Annotated in this window: 17 protein-coding genes and 1 pseudogene; 6 read left to right on the top strand and 12 right to left on the bottom strand. The window is 76.5% G+C overall.

Annotation, left to right across the window (positions count from 1 at the left end; translation table 11 throughout):
- Positions 1-231: 231 nt before the first annotated feature.
- Positions 232-708 carry a MarR family transcriptional regulator gene (locus ABZY91_RS37280; RefSeq protein WP_355408091.1) on the bottom strand — a complete coding sequence of 159 codons (477 nt, stop codon included), beginning with the start codon at positions 706-708 and terminating at the stop codon, positions 232-234.
- Between the two features lie 152 nt (positions 709-860).
- Between ABZY91_RS37280 and ABZY91_RS37275 the strand changes: the two genes are divergently transcribed.
- Both ABZY91_RS37275 and ABZY91_RS37270 read left to right on the top strand, forming a co-directional pair.
- Entirely contained in the window at positions 861-1271 is a 411-nt protein-coding gene (locus ABZY91_RS37275) for an organic hydroperoxide resistance protein (RefSeq protein ID WP_329881137.1), read from the top strand.
- A 235-nt stretch (positions 1272-1506) separates the two neighbouring features.
- On the top strand, positions 1507-1878 hold the full coding sequence (locus tag ABZY91_RS37270) for a hypothetical protein (RefSeq protein WP_355408089.1): 372 nt from the start codon (positions 1507-1509) through the stop codon (positions 1876-1878).
- A 102-nt stretch (positions 1879-1980) separates the two neighbouring features.
- Here ABZY91_RS37270 and ABZY91_RS37265 read toward each other — a convergent pair whose 3' ends face one another.
- The 8 genes from ABZY91_RS37265 to sigK all read right to left on the bottom strand — a co-directional run bounded on the left by ABZY91_RS37265 (position 1981) and on the right by sigK (position 9623).
- Entirely contained in the window at positions 1981-2631 is a 651-nt protein-coding gene (locus ABZY91_RS37265) for a beta-glucanase (protein ID WP_329952810.1), read from the bottom strand.
- 161 nt (positions 2632-2792) lie between these two features.
- The gene (locus ABZY91_RS37260) at positions 2793-3587 is read right to left on the bottom strand and encodes a CBS domain-containing protein (protein WP_355408087.1); all 795 of its coding nucleotides are present in this window, start codon (positions 3585-3587) and stop codon (positions 2793-2795) included.
- Between the two features lie 188 nt (positions 3588-3775).
- A complete protein-coding gene (locus ABZY91_RS37255; RefSeq protein WP_355408085.1) occupies positions 3776-4630 on the bottom strand; it encodes a DUF1295 domain-containing protein in 855 nt (284 codons plus the stop codon).
- Positions 4627-5943: a cyclopropane-fatty-acyl-phospholipid synthase family protein gene (locus tag ABZY91_RS37250; protein ID WP_355408083.1), complete on the bottom strand. Its 1317-nt coding sequence runs from the start codon at positions 5941-5943 to the stop codon at positions 4627-4629. Before ABZY91_RS37250 ends, ABZY91_RS37255 begins: the two co-directional genes overlap by 4 nt.
- A complete protein-coding gene (locus ABZY91_RS37245) occupies positions 5940-6704 on the bottom strand; it encodes a DUF1365 domain-containing protein (protein WP_355408097.1) in 765 nt (254 codons plus the stop codon). Before ABZY91_RS37245 ends, ABZY91_RS37250 begins: the two co-directional genes overlap by 4 nt.
- 56 nt (positions 6705-6760) lie before the next feature.
- On the bottom strand, positions 6761-8089 hold the full coding sequence (locus ABZY91_RS37240; RefSeq protein WP_329952814.1) for an FAD-dependent oxidoreductase: 1329 nt from the start codon (positions 8087-8089) through the stop codon (positions 6761-6763).
- Positions 8090-8319: 230 nt separating this feature from the next.
- Positions 8320-9066, bottom strand: coding sequence for an anti-sigma factor (locus tag ABZY91_RS37235; RefSeq protein WP_355408081.1), 747 nt, complete (start codon positions 9064-9066; stop codon positions 8320-8322).
- Complete coding sequence (sigK, locus tag ABZY91_RS37230; RefSeq protein WP_355408095.1) at positions 9063-9623, bottom strand: ECF RNA polymerase sigma factor SigK; 561 nt, start codon at positions 9621-9623, stop codon at positions 9063-9065. Before sigK ends, ABZY91_RS37235 begins: the two co-directional genes overlap by 4 nt.
- 426 nt (positions 9624-10049) lie before the next feature.
- Between sigK and ABZY91_RS37225 the strand changes: the two genes are divergently transcribed.
- The 4 genes from ABZY91_RS37225 to ABZY91_RS37210 all read left to right on the top strand — a co-directional run bounded on the left by ABZY91_RS37225 (position 10050) and on the right by ABZY91_RS37210 (position 16164).
- Positions 10050-11135, top strand: coding sequence for a spore photoproduct lyase family protein (locus ABZY91_RS37225; protein WP_355408079.1), 1086 nt, complete (start codon positions 10050-10052; stop codon positions 11133-11135).
- A 170-nt stretch (positions 11136-11305) separates the two neighbouring features.
- Positions 11306-12781 (top strand): SDR family oxidoreductase, encoded by a 1476-nt coding sequence (locus ABZY91_RS37220; protein ID WP_355408093.1) that lies wholly within the window; start codon positions 11306-11308, stop codon positions 12779-12781.
- Positions 12782-13120: 339 nt separating this feature from the next.
- On the top strand, positions 13121-15169 hold the full coding sequence (locus ABZY91_RS37215; protein ID WP_355408077.1) for a hypothetical protein: 2049 nt from the start codon (positions 13121-13123) through the stop codon (positions 15167-15169).
- Between the two features lie 128 nt (positions 15170-15297).
- Positions 15298-16164 (top strand): GNAT family N-acetyltransferase, encoded by an 867-nt coding sequence (locus tag ABZY91_RS37210; RefSeq protein WP_355408075.1) that lies wholly within the window; start codon positions 15298-15300, stop codon positions 16162-16164.
- A 284-nt stretch (positions 16165-16448) separates the two neighbouring features.
- Here the strand turns inward: ABZY91_RS37210 and ABZY91_RS37205 are convergent.
- From ABZY91_RS37205 to ABZY91_RS37195, 3 genes and pseudogenes are all read right to left on the bottom strand, one after another.
- Positions 16449-16666: pseudogene (locus ABZY91_RS37205) on the bottom strand (transposase); the annotation flags it as partial.
- Positions 16667-16726: 60 nt separating this feature from the next.
- Positions 16727-17278 carry a MarR family winged helix-turn-helix transcriptional regulator gene (locus ABZY91_RS37200; RefSeq protein ID WP_355408073.1) on the bottom strand — a complete coding sequence of 184 codons (552 nt, stop codon included), beginning with the start codon at positions 17276-17278 and terminating at the stop codon, positions 16727-16729.
- Positions 17279-17427: 149 nt separating this feature from the next.
- Positions 17428-18300: MMPL family transporter (locus ABZY91_RS37195; protein ID WP_355408071.1), on the bottom strand; the 873-nt coding region annotated here is incomplete at its 5' end.

Below are 18300 nucleotides of genomic sequence, written 5' to 3'. Positions count from 1 at the left end.
CGCGCCGTTCTTGAGGGCGCCGCACTAGGGGTTGTGGCCCGTGCCGGGGACCTACGCCGACCGCCCCGGGTGCCCCCCCCCCCCCCACCGCGGCCCCCGCCCGCCCCCCCCCGGGGGGGCCCCGCTGCCGTGCGCCCGCACCCGGCTGCGGCGACCGGCCGCCGCAGCCCGGCCGGACTGCGGCGGCCGGTCGGACGTCGGTGCCGGACGTCGGTGCCGGTCAGCCCTGGGTCACCCCTCGGTCAGGTCGGGAACGGCCGCGTCGAGGGCGACGGTGACCCGGTCGAGCAGGGCCCGGAGTTCGGCGAGGTCGTCGACCGGAAGGCCGGTCGCGGTGAGGAGGCGGCGCGGCACCTGGCCGGCCCGCTCGCGCAGGGCGGCGCCGTCCTCGGTGAGGCTGACGGTGACCGATCGCTCGTCCTCCGGGCTGCGCTCGCGGCGCACCAGGCCGGCCGCCTCCAGCCGCTTGAGGAGCGGGGACAGGGTGCCCGAGTCCAGCCGGAGGTGCTCGCCGATCCGTTTGACGGGCAGCTCGCCCTGTTCCCAGAGGACGAGCATGACCAGGTACTGCGGGTAGGTGAGCCCGAGGTCCTTGAGCAGCACCCGGTAGACGCCGCCGAAGGCGCGCGAGGCCGCGTTCAGCGAGAAGCAGATCTGCTGGTCGAGGCGGAGCAACTCGGCGTCCGGCCGGTCGGGGAGCGTGGTCATGCCTCCATGGTAGCGATGCCTCCTACGCCATTGAGTTGTGCGCAACTTAATTGCGTGCTCTACTTGTCCTCGTCGGGACGCCCGGAAACGGCGGCCGACCCGACACCGGGACACCGAAGACACCGACCACAGCAGGACGGAAGGAACGGACCATGGACGCGCTCTACACCGCAGCCGCCACCGCGAACGGCCGGGAGGGCCGCACCGTCAGCTCCGACGGCCGGCTGGACCTCGCCCTGGCCATGCCGCCCGCGCTCGGCGGCAACGGCGAGGGCACCAACCCGGAGCAGCTGTTCGCCGCCGGCTACGCCGCCTGCTTCGCGAGCGCGCTGGGCCTGGTCGGCCGGCAGTCGCGGGTCGACACCGGCGAGGTCTCGGTGACGGCCGAGGTCTCCATCGGCAAGGACGGCGCCGGGTTCGGCCTCTCGGTGGTCCTCCGGGTCGAGCTGCCCGACTCGCTGGCGGGCGAGACCGGCGAGCTGCTGGTGAAGCAGGCGCACGAGGTCTGCCCCTACTCCCGCGCCACCCGCGGCAACATCCCGGTCGAGCTCGTCGTCGAGTAGCCGGGCGGAGCCTCCGCAACGGGGCCCCGGAGCGCCGACACCCAGAGGCGCCGCAGCCCCCGGGGCACACCGCCGCGAAACGCGGTGACGCAGGGAACGGGACGCCGGGAACGGGACGGGCCCGCCGCACGCGAGTGCGGCGGGCCCGTCGGCATGCCGGCACACCCGTCACCCACCGCCACCGCCACCGCCGGGGCGCTGCCCGCCCGGGCCCGGAGGGGTAGCGTGGCAACCCATGAACCACCACCCACCGGCCGACGACCGCGAGCGCCAGGTCGCGGCCGGGGTGCTGCTCCGCTACCAGGACCCGCAGCCGCACCCGACCCTGCGCCACTCCCCCGTCAGCTACGTCTCCACCGCGCTCTGGTTCGAACTCACCGCCCTCGCCATCGCACCCGCCGCGGCGGCCCCGACGGCGCACGCACTGCTGCGCACCATCGCCGCCGACGCGGTCGACGCCGCGCTCGCGCCCGGCAACGAGGGAGCCCCGCGGGACGATCTGTACGTCGCGTACCCGGCGTACATCGGCCCGTACCGCCGGGTGGTCTGGTTCCAGCGCTCGGGCCCGCGCGGCCTGATCACGGCGATGTTCCCGCCCGAGTACTGACGCGCGGACGACGCCTCCCGACGCCTCGCGGCACCGCCCGACGCCTCGCGGCACGGCTCGACGCCCGCCGCTTCACCGCCTCGCCGTTTCGGCGCTCGCCGCTCAGCGCTCGACGCGGAGGCTGTGGCAGACCCAGCTGAGCCGGTCCGGCCCGAGGACCGGCGGCCGGTCGTGGTAGGTCCCGTCCGCGACCGAGAGGTTGACGATCAGGAAGGCGTGCCAGTTCGGCCCGACACCGCGCCGGTCGGCGTGGATGAGCGTGCCGTCGACGAACCAGTCCACCGAGTGGGCGCCGAAGACGGTCCGCAGGTCGAAGGTCGCGCCGGGGGCTATCCCGGCGTCGGCGCCGTGCCAGTACCGGTACCCGCCCCGGACGTGGTTGGAGATCTCCAGCAGGTCGGGGTGGTTCGGGTGGTACTCGAAGACGTCCACCTCGCTGCCACCCTCCCGCCAGGTCCAGATCGCGGGCCAGGCGCCCAGCTCGACGGGCAGGGTGACCCGCGCGGTGAGGGTGTCACCGGTGCGGGCCTGGAATCCCTCCGGACTCCCCTCGGTGGTCAGCAGGTTGCAGGTCCACAGGTCACCGCCGTGCCGCCGGGTGGCGGCGAACACCCCTCCGGGGCAGTGGGCGCGGCTGAGGAAGTCGAGTTTGTGATCGCCCCGGTTGGTCGGCCCCATCCGGGGATAGGCGCTGCTGCGGCCCGCGATCCACTGGCTGGTCGATGTGAAGTCGGCGTCGAACACGACGGCCACGGCTGCCTCCCCGGTGCCCCGGCGGCGCGGCGGCCGGATACCGCCGCACACGGAGAGTGATTTACCCGGCACGAAGCGCAGTATGCGAACCGGAGGCTCCGGGTCCAGACCTGGCGCCCCCCGGTCGGGGCGGGGCGGGCCGGGTGCGCCGGCGCACGGGATCAGCCGACGGGCGTGGGCGCACCACTACCGCGCGCGTTGCCACCGCGCACGCCCCTACCGGCGGACACGGATCCGCCACCGAAGGGCCCGTCGCCGACCGACGGCTCCCCGGAGGGCTCGTCCCCGGCGGATTCACCGTTCGCCGGCTCGCCGCCGAAGGTCTCGGCGCTCAACCGGTCGGTGACCGAGACGACGCCGTCGACCGAGCGGCACAGGTTCAGCACGATCGGGATGAGGTGCGGCTCCGGCACGGTGCCGCTGAGCACCACCCGGCCCTGGTCCACCTCGATGCCGACCTCGGCCGGGCTGACGCCCTCGACCACGCCCAGCACCTCCTCGACGATCTCCCGGCGGATCACCCGGTCCTCGCGCAGGAAGACCCGGAGCAGGTCGCCCCGGCTGACCATCCCGAAGACCCGGCCGTCCTCGTCCAGCACCGGCAGGCGCTTCACGCCGTGCCGGCTCATCAGCCGGGCCGCCGCGACCACGCTGGTGTCGGGGGTCGTGCAGACGGCGGGGCCGGTCATCAGGTCGACGGCCGTCACCGCGCCGCCGGGACCGGTGCGGGAGAACCCGGGGGGCGGCAGCAGGCTGCCCTGGTCCTCCTGCGCGGCCAGGGTGAGCAGCAGGTCCGCCTCGGAGACGATGCCGAGCGGCCGGCCGTCCCCGTCCACCACCGGCACACCGGTGATGTCGTACTCGGTCAGCAGCGCGACGATCTCCCGGAAGCCGGTCTCGGGGGCGATCCGGACCACGGGGGTGGTCATCACTGATGCGACGTTGGCGTGGTGCACGCCGGTTCACCTCGTCCACGAGCGTCGTTCGGCCGGACAGCCGGACGTCCGGCCGGTACACCTGGAGCATCTCCCCCGGGCGGGGGAACCGCCAGGGGCCAAGGGGCTGACAGCCGGGGACCAATGGCCCTGCCATCGAACGTACCCCGAACGGGCCGGAAGCGGGGCCTGCTTCCGGCCCGGATCCGTCAGCGCGCCGGTCCGGGCGGCCGGGTCCGCCGCGGCGGGCGCGGCAGGAAGGAGCTGGTCCGGGCGGCGTACGCGGCCCAGCCCGGCTTCGAGGCGCCGAGCTGCCGCTCCAGCATCGGCCGCCCGCTGCCGTAGGCCAGCAGCCAGGTCATCAGCAGCGGGCTGCCCGTGAACGCCCAGCCGACGGCCGTGTCGGCGCCGAGCAGGAACAGGCCCCACCAGACGCACGCGTCGCCGAAGTAGTTCGGGTGCCTCGTCCAGCCCCACAGTCCCCGGTCCATGATCCGGCCGCGGTTGGCGGGGTCCGCGCGGAACCGGGCGAGCTGGTGGTCGCCGACCGCCTCGAAGGCCAGGCCGACCGCCCACAGGGCGGCGCCGGCCCAGACCACCGGCCCGGGTGGTCCCGGGAGGTACCCGGCCGCCTGCACCGGCAACGAGACGAACCAGACCAGGGCCGCCTGGAGGAGGTAGACCTTGCGCAGCGCGTAGCCGGTGCGGCGCTCGGCCGGGACCCGACCGAGCATCCGCTCGTAGCGCGGGTCCTCCGGTGCGCCACGGGCGCGGCGGGCGAGGTGGACGGCCAGCCGGACGCCCCAGACGGTGGTGAGTCCGGCCGCCAGAGCCCGCCGTACCGGATCGCCGTGGCCGGCCGAGAGGCCGAAGCAGGTGAGGGCGACGGCGGTGAAGGCGAGGCCCCAGGCGACGTCCACCACGCGGTGCCGGCCGGTCCGGATCCCGACCGCGGCGGCGACGGCCATGACCGCGAGCGCCGCACCGGCCGCGCCGGCGGTACCGACCGCGAAGGCCGGCAGGTCCCCGAGGCCGGCGGCGCCCTGGGAGGCCGCCGCGTTCATCGGTCGGCCCCGGCCTCCCGGCGCGGCGGCGGGACCTCGCCGGGCCGGGTGAAGAGCAGCTGCCGCACGTCGAGGTAGCCGCTGCGGAAGCCGGCCTCCGAGTAGGCCAGGTAGAACTCCCACGTCCGCCGGAACACCTCGTCGAAGCCGAGGTCTGCCACCTCCGCGGCCCGGTCCGTGAACCGCTCGCGCCAGAGCCGCAGCGTCTCGGCGTAGTGCGGGCCGAAGCCCGTGGAGTCGGCCAGCAGCAGTCTGCTGTGGCCGGCCGCCGCCTCGCCCAGGGCCCGGACCGAGGGGATCAGCCCGCCGGGGAAGACGTACTTGAGGATCCAGGTGTAGGTGTCGGCGGCGGCCGTCATCCGCTCGTGCGGCATGGTGATCGACTGGACGGCGGCCCGGCCGCCCGGCACGAGGGCGCGGTCGAGGGCGCGGAAGTAGTCCGGCCAGAACCGCCTCCCGACCGCCTCGACCATCTCGACGCTGACCACCGCGTCGTACCGGCCCTCGGCCTCGCGGTAGTCGCACAGCCGCACCTCGGCCCGGTCGGCGAGCCCGGCCGCGGCGATCCGGTGGCGGGCGAGCACCAGCTGTTCCCGGGAGAGGGTCAGGCTGACGACCGTGGCGCCGCGGGCGGCGGCGCGCAGGGCCAGTTCGCCCCAGCCCGTGCCGATCTCCAGGACCCGGCTGCCCGGCCCGACGGCCGCCAGGTCGAGCAGCCGGTCGATCTTCCGGTGCTGGGCCGCCGGGAGGTCCGGCCGGGTGGCGTGCGGGGCGCCGTCGGGACCGGTGGGGAAGAGCGCCGAGGAGTAGGTCATGGTCGGGTCGAGGAAGAGCGCGAAGAGGTCGTTGGAGAGGTCGTAGTGGCGGTGGACGTTCTGCCGCGCGTTGTCGGCGGTGCCGAGGTCGTGGGCCGGCCGGCGCCGGCACACCAGGGGCCGCAGCAGGGCGGTGCCGGGCGGGACCAGGGCGGCGGGGTCGGCGGCGAGCGCCGTGAGCAGCCGGACCAGGTCGGGCGAGTCCCACTCCCCGGCCTGGTAGGACTCGCCGAAGCCGATCAGCCCGGCGGCACCGATCCGGTGCAGGAAGGCCTCGGGGTGGTGCAGCCGCAGGACCGGGGCGTCCCGCGGCGCCGGGACCGGCAGGCGGCCGCCGGGCAGGTCGACGCGCACGCCGCGCAGCCGGGCGGCCCGGCGGAGCAGCCGGCCGGCGACGGCGGCTCGCACCGGGCTGTGCGGGCGGGCGGCGACGTCCGGCCAGCGGAGCGGGTCGACGGCCGCGGGCCGGACGGCGGGTGGGTGGGCAGGGGCGGTCACGGCAGGTGCGCCTCTCGTCGGTCGGGTCGGTGGGCGGGCGGCCCGGGGCGGTCCGGACGCGGGTGGACGGGCAGTCCCCGCAGCAGCAGCCGGATGCCCTGGAACCGGATGTGCGCGCTGACCGCGTAGGTGGCCAGCGGGTGCCGGAGGGCGGCGCGCAGGACCGTCCACGCGGTCGCGGGGGCGCGGGTGCCCCGCACGGTGGCGGTGAACGCACGGCCGGCGGGCAGATCGAGGTGGACGGTGAGGCGGAGCCGTTCGTCCGGTTCCGGCAGGTGCAGCCGGTAGGCGCCGTCGACGGGGAAGAACGGCGAGACGTGGAACTCCTTGGCGGCGGTCGCGGTGCCGTCCTGGTCGGGGCGCAGCAGGTAGCGGTGGGCCTGCCCGTAGGTGTTGCGCACCTCGGCGACGGTGCAGACCGGGCGGCCGGTCCGGTCACGGCACCAGTAGACGGTGAGCGGGTTGAAGACGTGGCCGAGCGAGCGGGCCTGGGTGAGCATCAGTACCTGCCCGCCGTCGAGGTGGATCCCCCGGCCGGCGAGGTAGGCGTCCAGGGTGCGGCGCAGGCCGTGCCGGGGGTCGCCGGGGTGGTCGGCGGCGCGGATCGCGGCCAGGGGGCGCAGCGGTGCGGGGATCCGGGGCGGGTGGTCGAGGTCGGTGAGCCACAGACGGGTCCGGTGGTGGAAGGCGTGCCGGAGCGGGGTGGTCCGGACGTGGGTGATGCGGCACTCGTACAGGGCGGCGCCCCAGGGCCCGGGCAGCGGGACGGCGGCGGCACCGGGGCGGGGCTCCGCCGGGCGGGTGCGGGCGGGCCCGGTCACGGCGCCGCCGCCCCGAGCAGGGCGCGGGCCGCGGCGAGCCCGGAGCGGCAGCCGTCCTCGTGGAATCCCCAGCCGTGGTAGGCGCCGGCGTAGGCGGTGCGGGCGGTGGTGAGCTCGGGCAGCCGGCGCTGGGCGGCGACGGTTTCGGTCGTGTAGAGGGGGTGCTCGTAGACCGTCCGGGAGACGACGAGGGCCTCCGGGACGGGCTGGTGCAGGTCCTCGTTGAGGGTGACCAGGTAGTCCTCGGGGGTGTCGAGTCCGAGCAGGCGGTTGAGGTGGTAGCTGACCCGGGCCGTCCCGGAGCGGCCGTGGCAGTCGGGCGTCAGGTAGTTCCAGGAGGCGCGGGCCCAGACGGCGCGGGGCAGGTGCCCGGCGTCGCGGTGGAGCACGGTGGGGTTGCGGGAGTAGCGGAACGCGCCGAGCACGCGGCTCTCGGCCGGGGTCGGGTCGCCGAGCAGGCGCAGCGCCTGGTCGGCGTGGGTGGCGACGACCACGGCGTCGGCCTCGGTGCGGCGTCCGTCCTCGGTGGTGACGGTGACGCCGTCGGGGTGGCGGTGGACGGCGCGGACGGGCGCGCCGCGGTGGACGGCGGCGGTGCGTTCGGCGATCCGGTCGACGTAGGTGTGCGAGCCGCCGACGACGGTGCGCCAGGTCGGGGAGCCGGTGACGCCGAGCAGGCCGTGGTTGTCGAGGAAGGTGAAGAGGTAGCGGGCCGGGTAGTCGCCCGCGAGGTCCGGGGCGCAGGACCAGACCGACGAGACCAGCGGGCGCATGAAGTGGGCGGCGAAGTAGCCGGTGAAGCCGCCCCGGTGGAGGAACTCGGCGAGGGTCGGCTCGTCGCCGGGCGGGCCGGCGAGCAGGCGGCGGGCCCGGCGGTGGAAGAGCGGGATCTCGGCGAGCATCCTCAGGTAGCGGCCGCGCAGCAGGCTGCCGGGCTGGGCCAGCAGACCGGCCGGGCCGCGCGCTCCGGCGTACTCCAGGCCGCAGCCCCCGCACCGGACGGACATGCTCATGTCGCTCTCGCGCGTGCGGACGCCGAGTTCGGCGAAGAGCCGGGTCAGCTCGGGGTAGGTGCGCCGGTTGTGCACCAGGAAGCCGGTGTCGAGCGGCACGGTCCGGCCGTCCAGGGCCTTGACGTGCTGGGTGTGGGCGTGGCCGCCGAGCCGGTCGGCCGCGTCGAACAGCTCGACGTGGGCGCCGCCGCGCCCGAGCTCGTACGCCGCGGTGAGACCGGCCACCCCGGCGCCGACGACCGCGATCCGCCGGCGGTCGCCGGTTCGCGGCGGTCCCACGGTGGCCGTCCTGCGGGTGACTGCTCCGGTCATGTGCACTGGTGTCCTCTCGGGCTCACCCGTCGTGTCCGGGCCGGCCGGACGTCGGGTTCACCCGTGCTTCGGAGCCGCCGCCCGCCCGGATTGGCCCGGCAGGGGACCGGAGCCGAACCGGACCGCCGGGCGGCCACCGGTGCGGTCCGGCCCCGGACCGGTGGCCGGGCGGCGGGGTAGGGCCGCCGCCCCGCGTGGACGAACGGGGCGGCGGCGGTCCCGGGCCGTCGTCAGACGAACGGCAGCAGCATGACCGGGGCCCCGGTCGGGTGCGGCGAGCCTCCGGCGGGTTCGACCGTCACACCGACGCCGGCAGCCCCGGCGATCGGACCGTCGAGCAGCACCGCGCCGGTGCCCGCGGGCAACAGCCCGGCCGGCCGCATGGTGCCCGCGTCGTCGAACCAGAGCTCGTACGTCCGGTCCGGCGGCAGCGCGGGCATGCCGGCCGCCAGCAGCCCGGCCCGGCCTCGGCTCTCCGACCAGACCACGGTGGCCTTGCCCGTCCCCGCCGTCGCCGAGGTGGTCCGGACGTCCGGCGCGGTGAACAGCGAGCCGAGGGCGGCCTGCTGCTCGACCAGCCGGTCGGCCCGTGCCCGGGCCTGCCGCGCCTCGTCGTGCTGGTGGACGGCGACCCCGCCGAGCGTGGCGGCCACGGCGACCGAGGCCGCCAGCGCGAGCTTCGGCCAGTGGCGGCGCACCCCACCGGCCCGTCCTGGCCGCGCCACGGCGGCCCGGGCGGGCGGCGGGACCTGACGGACGGAACCGATGCCGCTCATCACCCGCGCCTTGAGCTCCGGCGCCGGGGTCACCGTCTCGGCCGCGCCGAGACGCGCCAGGGTGGTCGCGAACTCGGCGACCTCCTGGGCGCACGACGCGCACCGGGCGAGGTGTTCCTCGAAGGCCTCGCGCTCCGGATCCGGCAGCGCGTGCGCCGCGTAGGCGCCGGTCAGCGTGTGAAGGTCCGCTCCGGTCGTCATGACGCCACCCCCAAGCAGTCGCGGAGGCGGATCAGGCCGTCCCGCATCCGGGTCTTCACCGTGCCGAGCGGGGCGGCGAGCAGGTCGGCCACCTCGCGGTAGGACAGGCCGCGGTAGTAGGCGAGCGTGACGGCCTCGCGCTGCAGTTCGGTGAGCGCGCGCAGGCAGCGCCGGACCAGCTCGCGCTCCAGCCGGTTCTCGACCTGCTCCGCCACCTCGTCGAAGGCGGGCGTGTGCGACCGGGCGGCGGCCCGCCGGTCGCGGTCGGCCGCCGCCTGGGCCGCACGCACCCGGTCCACGGCGCGCCGGTGGGCCATGGTCAGCACCCAGGTCATCACCTCGCCGCGCTCCGGCTGGTAGCGGGCGGCCGTCCGCCAGACCTCCAGCAGGACCTCCTGGGCCACCTCCTCCGACTGTGCCGCGTCCCGCAGCACCCGGCGGACCAGGCCCAGGACCGGGCCGGCCACGGCGTCGTAGAGGGCCGAGAAGGCGTCCTGGTCGCCCCGGGCGGTCCGGGCCACCAGATCCCCGAGGTCCGGACCGCGCCGTCCGGGCATCGGCAGGGGCACGACGCTGCTCACGCGGCCACCCCCGGTCGCGTGGCACGGACGGGCTGGCCGCCCGGTGGGCGGTTGGTCGGCATCGTTCCTCCAGTGCCCAGGCGGCGCGGGGGCGGCCGGGACGGTCGTACGGTTGGGGCACCGGGTCTTCGAGGCCGCGCGCCCGGTGGATTGCCCCGACTTTCCGGGACGGCCTTCCCGCTTCCCGGCGCGACGCGGCGGGCGGATCCGTCCCGGCCCCGAGGGGACGCACGGCGGTCCGGCCCGCCGCGGCCCGCCACCGGCCGTCCGGGCGGGCCCGCACCGGGCGGACCGAACGGCGCGGGCGGACCTGACCGGACAGACCCTGCCGGGCCGGACCCGTCCACGGGGGCGCCGGCTCCGAAGATCGAACAGCATCACCCTGTCAGGAGGTCCCCGCCCGTGCCACCCGCCGTCAGGCCGCCCCGGCCGTCCCAGCCCTTCGACATCCGCTACGTCTACGCCGAGCCCGAGGCCGCCGCCTCCGTCCGGGGCCGCGAGGTGCTGGCCGGCTTCCCGCAGGCCGAGGTGATCGAGGTGCCCTCGCACTGGCAGATCCCGCACCTGCACGGCAACGCCGGCAACGTCGAGCGGTGGGCCCGGATCAAGCGGGAGGTCCTGGTGCTCGGGGTGAAGAAGTCGCTGGCGGCCCGGCCCAACGGGCGTTCGGCCGACTGGATCGCGCCCAGCTCCGCCAACGGCTGCGCCCTGGCCTGCGCGTACTGCTACGTCCCCCGCCGCAAGGGCTACGCCAACCCGGTCACGCTGTTCACCAACATCGACAGGATCATCGGGTACCTCGCCGGGCACGTCCGGCGCCAGGGCCGCAAGCCCGCACCCAACCAGTGCGACCCCGCCGCCTGGGTCTACGACATCGGGGAGAACAACGACTGCGCGGTGGACGCCCTGCTCTGCGAGAACACCGCCGACCTGGTCCGCGCCTTCCGGCACTGGCCGACCGCCAAGGCCTCGTTCGCCACCAAGTGGGTCAACCCCGCGCTGCTCGACCTGGACCCCCGCGGCCGGACCCGGATCCGCTTCTCGGTGATGCCCCCGGCCGACGCGCGGCTGCTCGACGTCCGCGCCGCACCCGTGCCGGACCGGATCGCGGCGGCCGGCGACTTCCTCGCGGCCGGCTACGAGGTGCACTTCAACCTGTCGCCCGTCGTGCTGCGCGCCGGCTGGCAGGCCGACTGGGCCGAGCTGCTGCGCCGGATGGACGACACCCTGCCCGCGGCGGTCAAGGCGCAGGCGGCGGCGGAGATCATCATGCTGACCCACAACCGCGCGCTCCACGAGGTCAACCTCGGCTGGCACCCCCGGGCCGAGGAGGTGCTGTGGCGCCCCGCCCTCCAGGAGCCCAAGCGGTCGCAGAACGGTGACCTGAACGTCCGCTACCGCCTCGGGACCAAGGCCGCCGCGCTCGACGAGCTGCGAACGCTCATCGGGCGGCACGCGCCCTGGTTGCGCGTCAGGTACGCCTTCTGACCCCTGTCCCCGCCCTCCCGGGAGCCACCGTGAACGCCGCCGACAGCACCCCCGCCGACCCGCGATCCACCGGCGGCACCGGCCCCGTCGACGGCGGGACCACCGCCGACGCAGCCGACCCTGCCCCCGACCCCGCCGACGGCGGCCGGAGCGCACCCGGCCGGCTCTGCCTGGTCACCGGCGCCACCGGCTACATCGGCGGCCGGCTGGTACCGGAACTGCTCGCCGCCGGGCACTCCGTCCGCTGCCTGGCCCGCGACCCGGGCCGGCTGCGCGACCACCCCTGGCGGGCCCGGGTCGAGGCCGTCGCCGGGGACGTCACCCGGCCGGAGAGCCTCGCGGACGCCTTCGCCGGCGTCGAGGTCGCGTACTACCTGGTGCACTCGCTGGGCACCGGCCCCGACTTCGAGGCCACCGACCGGGACGCCGCCCGGGCCTTCGGGCAGGCGGCGGCCCGGGCCGGCGTGCGGCGGATCGTCTACCTGGGCGGGCTCGTCCCCGCCGGGGTGGACCCCGACCGGCTCTCTCCGCACCTGCGCTCGCGCGCCGAGGTCGGCCGGATGCTGCGGGAGAGCGGCGTACCGACGGCCGAGCTGCGGGCCGCCGTGATCATCGGCTCCGGTTCGGCGTCGTTCGAGATGCTCCGTCACCTCACCGAACGGCTGCCGGTGATGGTCACCCCCAGCTGGGTGGACACCCGGATCCAGCCGATCGCCGTCCGGGACGTGCTGCGGCTGCTGACCGGGTCGGCCACCCTGCCCCCCGAGGTGAACCGGGCGTTCGACATCGGCGGCCCGGAGGTCCTGACCTACCGCCGGATGATGGAGCGCTACGCCGCCGTCGCCGGGCTGCCGCGGCGGCTGATCGTCGCCGTGCCGGTCCTGACGCCCCGCCTCTCCAGCCACTGGGTCGGCCTGGTCACGCCGGTGCCGAACCGGATCGCCCGCCCGCTGGTGGAGTCGCTGCGGTACGAGGTGGTCTGCGCGGAACACGACCTCGTCCGCTACCTGCCGGACCCTCCCGGCGGCGCCACCGGGTTCGACGAGGCGGTCCGGCTGGCGCTGCGCCGGATCCAGGACGCGGAGGTCGTCACCCGCTGGTCCTCCGCCTCCCTGCCCGGGGCGCCCAGCGACCCGCTGCCCACCGACCCGGACTGGGCGGGCGGGAGCCTCTACGAGGACGTCCGGGAGCTCCGGGTGGACGCCGGACCGGCCGCCCTCTGGCGGGTGGTGGAGGGCATCGGCGGGGAGAACGGCTGGTACTCCTTCCCCCTGGGCTGGGCACTGCGCGGCTGGCTGGACCGGCTGGTCGGCGGGGTCGGCCTGCGCCGGGGCCGCCGGGACCCGTACCGGCTGCGGGTCGGCGACTCGCTGGACTTCTGGCGGGTCGAGGAGCTCGTACCGGGCCGGCTGCTGCGGCTGCGGGCCGAGATGCGGCTGCCCGGCCTCGCCTGGCTGGAGCTGTCGGTCGGTCCCGACGGGAACGGCAGCCACTACCGGCAGCGGGCGCTGTTCCACCCGCACGGGCTGGCCGGGCACGCGTACTGGTGGTCGGTGGCGCCGTTCCACGCCGTGGTCTTCGGCGGCATGGCGCGCCGGATCACCGAGCGGGCGCAGGTGGAGGGCACCCAGGGCCACGGCGGGTGAGCCGCCACCCGGCGGGACGGGCACGGACGGCTCCCCCGATCGGCGCAACCATCACATGATCGACTCGTTGGACCCTCCGCCACCATCCATCTCACGGCTCGGGAGGGCACGTTGCTGCGACGGAACGCCGGCGGACCGGCCCGGCCGGACGAACCCGCGGGACCGGACCGGATCCGGCGGCCGGGCCGCATCCGGGGCGGGACCGGGGGCCGCGGCGGGAGCCGGCGGCCCGACCGGGACCCGCAGCCCGGGAGGCCGGTGCGGCCGGGACCCCACCCGCAGCCGGACGGCCACCCGCAGCCGGGCCGGGAGGGGCGGCCGGACGCGTCCCCTCGACCGGTGGCACTGGCCGAGGCGGCGCTGGTCCGGCACTACCGCCGACTGGTCCGGCTCGCCTACCTCGCCCTGCCGGCCGACCGGGACCGGCACAGCCGGGTCCTCGCCGCGCACACCGCCGTCCAGCACGCCCTGCCGTACCGTCGCACGCGGCCCGTCGACCCCGCCGGTGCCCCCGACGAGCCCGGTACCCCCGGTGCCCCCGGTGCCGACCCGGTCGACGGCGGGACGGCCGGGGACGGGACGGCCAAGGACGGGACGGCCGACGGCGGGGACCCGCTGTACGACGCCCTCCGGCTGACGGTGCTGCGCGCCGCCCTGCGCCCGCGCCCCGCGGGCCGGCTGCTGGCGCCACGGGTCTGGGGACTGCGGCTGTTCACGCCGACCGGCGGCGAGGAGGACGCGGCACTCGACCGGGCCCTCGCCGAGACCGGGGCGCCCGTCCGCGCCGCGTTCGCACTGCTCGCCGTCGAGGGGATCGCCCCGGGCCGCGCCGCCGCGGTGCTGCAACGCGCCGGGGTCGACCACCCCGACGGGGCCGTGGACCGGGCCGCCCGGCTGCTCGCCGAGCACGGGTCCGCCGCGGACGCCGGGGGCACGGCGGGGCCGGCCGCCTTCGACCCGTGCGCGGTCCGCGTCCAGCCCACCGACCTGATCCGGCGCCGCCGCACGCTGGGCGCCGTGCTCGCCGTCGCGGCACTGGCGCTCACCACCACGGCGGCCGTCCTGGGCGCCCCCGCCGCCGACCGCGCCCCGGCCGCCCGCGCCCTGCCGGTCCCACCCGCGGGCGACCCGGCCGGACCGGCCGAGGCCGCGACGACCGACCCGGCCCGGCTGGTCCGGGTGGCCGCGGACCGCTGGCGGCGGACCGCCCGGATCGACCTCTCCGCCTGGCCCGCCCGGGGTGACCGCCTCGCCGACGCCGCCCTGCTCGGCCGGGCGCTCACCGCCTGGGCCCAGCCGGGCCCGCAGCGCCGGGCGGAACCGGGCACCGTCGCCGCCCCGCCGGCCGGACCGCCCCAGCTGCTGTTCGCCGGCACCGTCGAGAGCGCCGCCGTCGTGGTGCTGTTCGACGGCCGGACGCTGGCCCGGTGGACCGACGGCCGCGGCGGCGGGCTGGACCTCGCCCGGGCGGACGGCTCCTCGGTCACCACGGCGGCGGTGGTGCTGCGCCGCCGGGGCGCCACCGCCCGCTACCTGCTCGCGCCCTGGGTCGAGGCGGCCGACAGCCGCCGGCTCGACCAGCCCGACTCCCCCGCCCGCCCGGTGGACCGCTCGGACGGCGTGACCGCGGCGCTGTCCGCGCCGGACACGGCGCCGGCCGTCTCCCCGACCGCCCGGCCGACGGGTACTTCGGCGGCCTCACCGCCCGGCGCCCCCGCCGTCCCGCCGGCCGCCGGACCGGGAACCGCCACCTGTCAGGGCGCCACCGTGCTCCAACTGCGTTCCTCCCCGGCAATCGCCGAGAAGCACGCCTTCCTCCTCGCCGACGTCGGCGGTCTCCTCCCCGCCCACCTCACCTACACGCCGCCGCCGGACCGGACCCAGCCCGCCGGGTCACCGCGCGAGGCGGTCGGCCCGGACGCGCTCCAGGCCTGGGCGCGCGCCGGGTGCGCCGCGCCGGACGGCACGCCCGGCGTCCGGCAGGTCAATCTCTGGACCTTCGCCGTGCAGCAGCTGCCGCAGAACGCGGGGACGGCGGCCTGGGTCTGCCTGCGCGCCGACCGCTGGGACGGCGAGGGCAGCGCCGCGACCGCCGTCCTGCTGCCCGGGGCCAGGACGGCGCAGCGGACCGGCGGCGGTCCCGGCCGGGCGTGCAGCCGGTTCGAACAGGACACCGTCGGCTGGACGTGGTGGCGCTCCCCGCAGGGCACCGAGTACCTGCTGGCCGCCGGAAGCCGCCGGACCGCCCGGATCGCCGTCAAGGGCCCCGACTGGTCGGCCGACCGGCCGGCGCCGGACCGCGCCGTCGCCGTCGAACGCCCGGCCCGGAGCGCCGTCACCGTGGAGGCCGTCCTGGACGGCGGGGCCCGGATCGCCCCTCCACGCTGATCCCGGCCCGCCGTCCGGCCCCGGCCGTCCGGCCGGGGCCGGACTAGCTAGAGCCTGTCTCCTTGGTGGGGCCGGTGCGGCGGTTAATGGGTTGCGGGGTTCCCGGGCGGGGGTGTCGGATCCCGGGCATGACAATTGTGCTGGGGACGCCGGCCGTGGCCGGGGTGCGCGAGGCCATGGGCGCGCTGCGGGAATGGCAGTACGACGGAGCGCCGATGCAGCTGCATGCGGGGGACATCGGCTGGAACCACCGCTTCGGAATGCCCGAGACGGCCGCGGTGGTGCGGACCTGGAGCCGGGGCGGACGGATTCTCGCCGTCGGGATGCAGGACACCCCGACGCTGCTGCGGATGACGGTCGCCCCCGACGCCTTCCGGGACGAGGACCTGGCGCGGCGGCTGGTCGCGGACGTCTCGCTGCCCGAGCGCGGTGTGCTGCCGGAGGGGGAGGTGGCCATCGAGGCGCCGTCGGGCCTGCTGCTGCACGACCTGCTGACCAAGGAGGGCTGGGGCGTCGACGAGCCGTGGACGCCGCTCTTCCGCGACCTCACGGAGCCGGTGGAGGACCCCGGCGTGCGGATCGAGACGATCGGCCCCGAGCGGGCACAGGACTTCGCGGAGGTCCTGCGGTCCGCGTTCGGCACCTCGCGGCCCACGCGCGAGTACTGGCACCGGATGGCGGCGGGACCGTTCTACGACGACGCCCGCTGCCTGGGCGCCTACGACGAGCGGGGCGAGCCGGTGGCGGTGGTCACGGTCTGGTCGGCCGGCCCAGGGAGGCCGGGGCTGGTCGAGCCGATGGGCGTCCACGCGGCCCACCGCAGCCGCGGGTACGGCCGGGCGATCACCCTCGCCGGGGCGGCCGCGCTGCGGGAGGCGGGCTCGTCGAGCGTCCGGGTGTGCACCCCGAGCTCCAACGTCGGTGGCGTCGCCACCTACAAGGCGGCCGGGTTCGGGGCGAGGCCGGAGGTTCGCGACCGGATCCGCACGGCCTGAGGCGGGTGCTGCTGCCGGCCGGTACGTGGCCGGTGGCGGCACCCGCCTCGGAGGTGGGCGAAGAGAGCGGTGGGGTGCGTTCGGCCTCGAACGCCACACAGGATCTGCCGACGTGCGGCCCGGCCGGGTACTCCAGGCCGCACGCCTGCGTTCCGTCGGCGGGTTCGGCCCCATCGGCCGATCGGCGAGGGTCCGACGGCCCACCTGCGGACCCGGATCAGGATGGCCGCGAGGTGAAGCGCGGCCTGGTATGCGACGGCGAGCTTGTCGCACCGCATCGCCAGGCCGTCGATCGCCCAGCGCAGCAGCCGCTTGTGGGCGGTCTTGAACGAGCCGAGTTCCTCCGGCAGATCCCTCCGGGGCGCACGGTCCGGTACTTCCACGCGATGGCCTCCGGGGTCCGGCGGTGCTCCGCCCACCGCCGCCCACGGACCGGATCAGCCGGCATCAACGGCTCGATCCGGCCCCACATCACGTCATTGATCACCAGCCGAACAGACACATCCGATCAACAGCTCAACCCGTCAAGGAGACACGCGCAGGGCCGAGGGCCGGGGGCCGTTCAGCGTGAGTGCCGCAGCTCCTCCAGCTCGCCGGTGATCCGCCCGAGGAAGCGCGCCACGGCGGCCAGCTCGTCCGGGGTGAACTCCCCCCGTACCTCCTCGGTACGGCGCGCGACCGGCGCGAACCACTCGGCCGCCATCCGTCCCGCGCCCGGCAGGTAGTGCACCACCACGAGCCGGCGGTCGGCGGCGTCCCTGGTCCGCCGGACGTGTCCGGCCCGCTCCAGCCGGTCCAGGACGGCGGTGACCGCCCCGGAGCTGAGGCCCAGTTCCTCGCCGAGCCTCCCGGGGGTGATCCCGCCCGGGTCGCCGCCCGGCCCGGGCGCGGCCCGCATGACCGCCAGCAGCGCCTGGACGTCGGTGGTGTGCAGACCGCTGGCGGCGGCGAAACCGTGGCCGAGCAGGTTCATCTCGGAGGCGAGGTCCTGGAGCAGCCGGCCGAGCGCCGGGGTGCCGGGCGAGGAGCGGTCGCCGGCCGAGGGGTGGTCACCGGTCGGCGCCGTGCCGGGCTCCGGCTTCTCCCGCCCCTGCTGTTCCTCTTGCTCGGGCAAGGGCTCTTCTTCCGGTCGGGTACGAGCCGGTACGGGGGTTGCCCGGCGTACGGGGTGACAATCCGTTCAGCCTAACGGTGCCGCCCCGGCGCACGCTCTCGGACGCGCACCGGGGCGGCCGGGGGTTCCGCCTCCCGACGGGCCCGCCGTCAGACCCGCTCCACCGTCGGGTCCTGCGTCGCCGGACGCGAGGCCGGCCGGCCGATCCGGGCGGGCCACCAGACGCGGTCGCCGAGGTCCCGGACCAGCGCCGGCACCAGCAGCGACCGCACCAGCAGGGTGTCCAGCAGCACGCCGAAGGCCACGATGAAGGCGATCTGGGCGAGGAACGCCAGCGGGATCACCCCCAGCGCGGCGAAGGTCGCGGCGAGCACCACGCCCGCCGAGGTGATCACCCCGCCGGTGGCGGTGAGCCCCCGCAGCACCCCCTCCCTCGTGCCGATGCGCAGCGCCTCCTCCCGGACCCTGGTCATCAGGAAGATGTTGTAGTCGACGCCCAGCGCGACCAGGAAGACGTACCCGTAGAGCGGCACCGACGGGTCGACCGCGGAGAAGCCGAAGACGTGCGGGAACACCACCGCGCTCACACCGAGCGTCGCCAGGTAGGAGAGCCCCACGGTGGCGGCGAGCAGCACGGGCGCGAGCAGCGAGCGCAGCAGCAGGACCAGCACGGCGAGGACGCAGAGCAGCACCACCGGGGTGATCAGTGTGCGGTCGTGGTCGGCGGTAACCCGGGTGTCGTACTGCTGGGCGGTGTACCCGCCGACCAGCGCGTCCGCGCCCGGGACGGCGTGCACGGCCTGCCGCAGGCGCTGCACGGTGGCGATCGCCTCGTCGCTGTCGGCCGGGTCCCCGAGCGTCGCCTCCAGGCGGACCCGGCCGTCCACCACCAGCGGCGGGCCGCCGGGGGCGCCGGCGGTGACGGTGCGGACGGCGGCCCCGCCGGGGCCGGCGGCGGCCGTGGCGGCAGATCCGAAGAGCGGCGGGTAGGGGAAGAGTGTTTTGGGTCGTGTGTAGTTATC

This window comes from Kitasatospora sp. NPDC002965 (assembly GCF_040611255.1).
Lineage (GTDB): Bacteria > Actinomycetota > Actinomycetes > Streptomycetales > Streptomycetaceae > Kitasatospora.
The sequence above is the reverse complement of the archived record's forward strand: the minus strand, read 5'-3'. Positions and strand labels throughout refer to the sequence as shown.

Coding starts and splice junctions, on each gene's coding strand:
- ABZY91_RS37255 (WP_355408085.1), bottom strand. CDS start 4,630: ATGAACGCGGCGGCCTCCCAGGGCGCCGCCGGCCTCGGGGACCTGCCG.
- ABZY91_RS37275 (WP_329881137.1), top strand. CDS start 861: ATGGACGCGCTCTACACCGCAGCCGCCACCGCGAACGGCCGGGAGGGC.
- ABZY91_RS37270 (WP_355408089.1), top strand. CDS start 1,507: ATGAACCACCACCCACCGGCCGACGACCGCGAGCGCCAGGTCGCGGCC.
- sigK (WP_355408095.1), bottom strand. CDS start 9,623: ATGCCCGGACGGCGCGGTCCGGACCTCGGGGATCTGGTGGCCCGGACC.
- ABZY91_RS37240 (WP_329952814.1), bottom strand. CDS start 8,089: ATGACCGGAGCAGTCACCCGCAGGACGGCCACCGTGGGACCGCCGCGA.
- ABZY91_RS37280 (WP_355408091.1), bottom strand. CDS start 708: ATGACCACGCTCCCCGACCGGCCGGACGCCGAGTTGCTCCGCCTCGAC.
- ABZY91_RS37235 (WP_355408081.1), bottom strand. CDS start 9,066: ATGACGACCGGAGCGGACCTTCACACGCTGACCGGCGCCTACGCGGCG.
- ABZY91_RS37210 (WP_355408075.1), top strand. CDS start 15,298: ATGACAATTGTGCTGGGGACGCCGGCCGTGGCCGGGGTGCGCGAGGCC.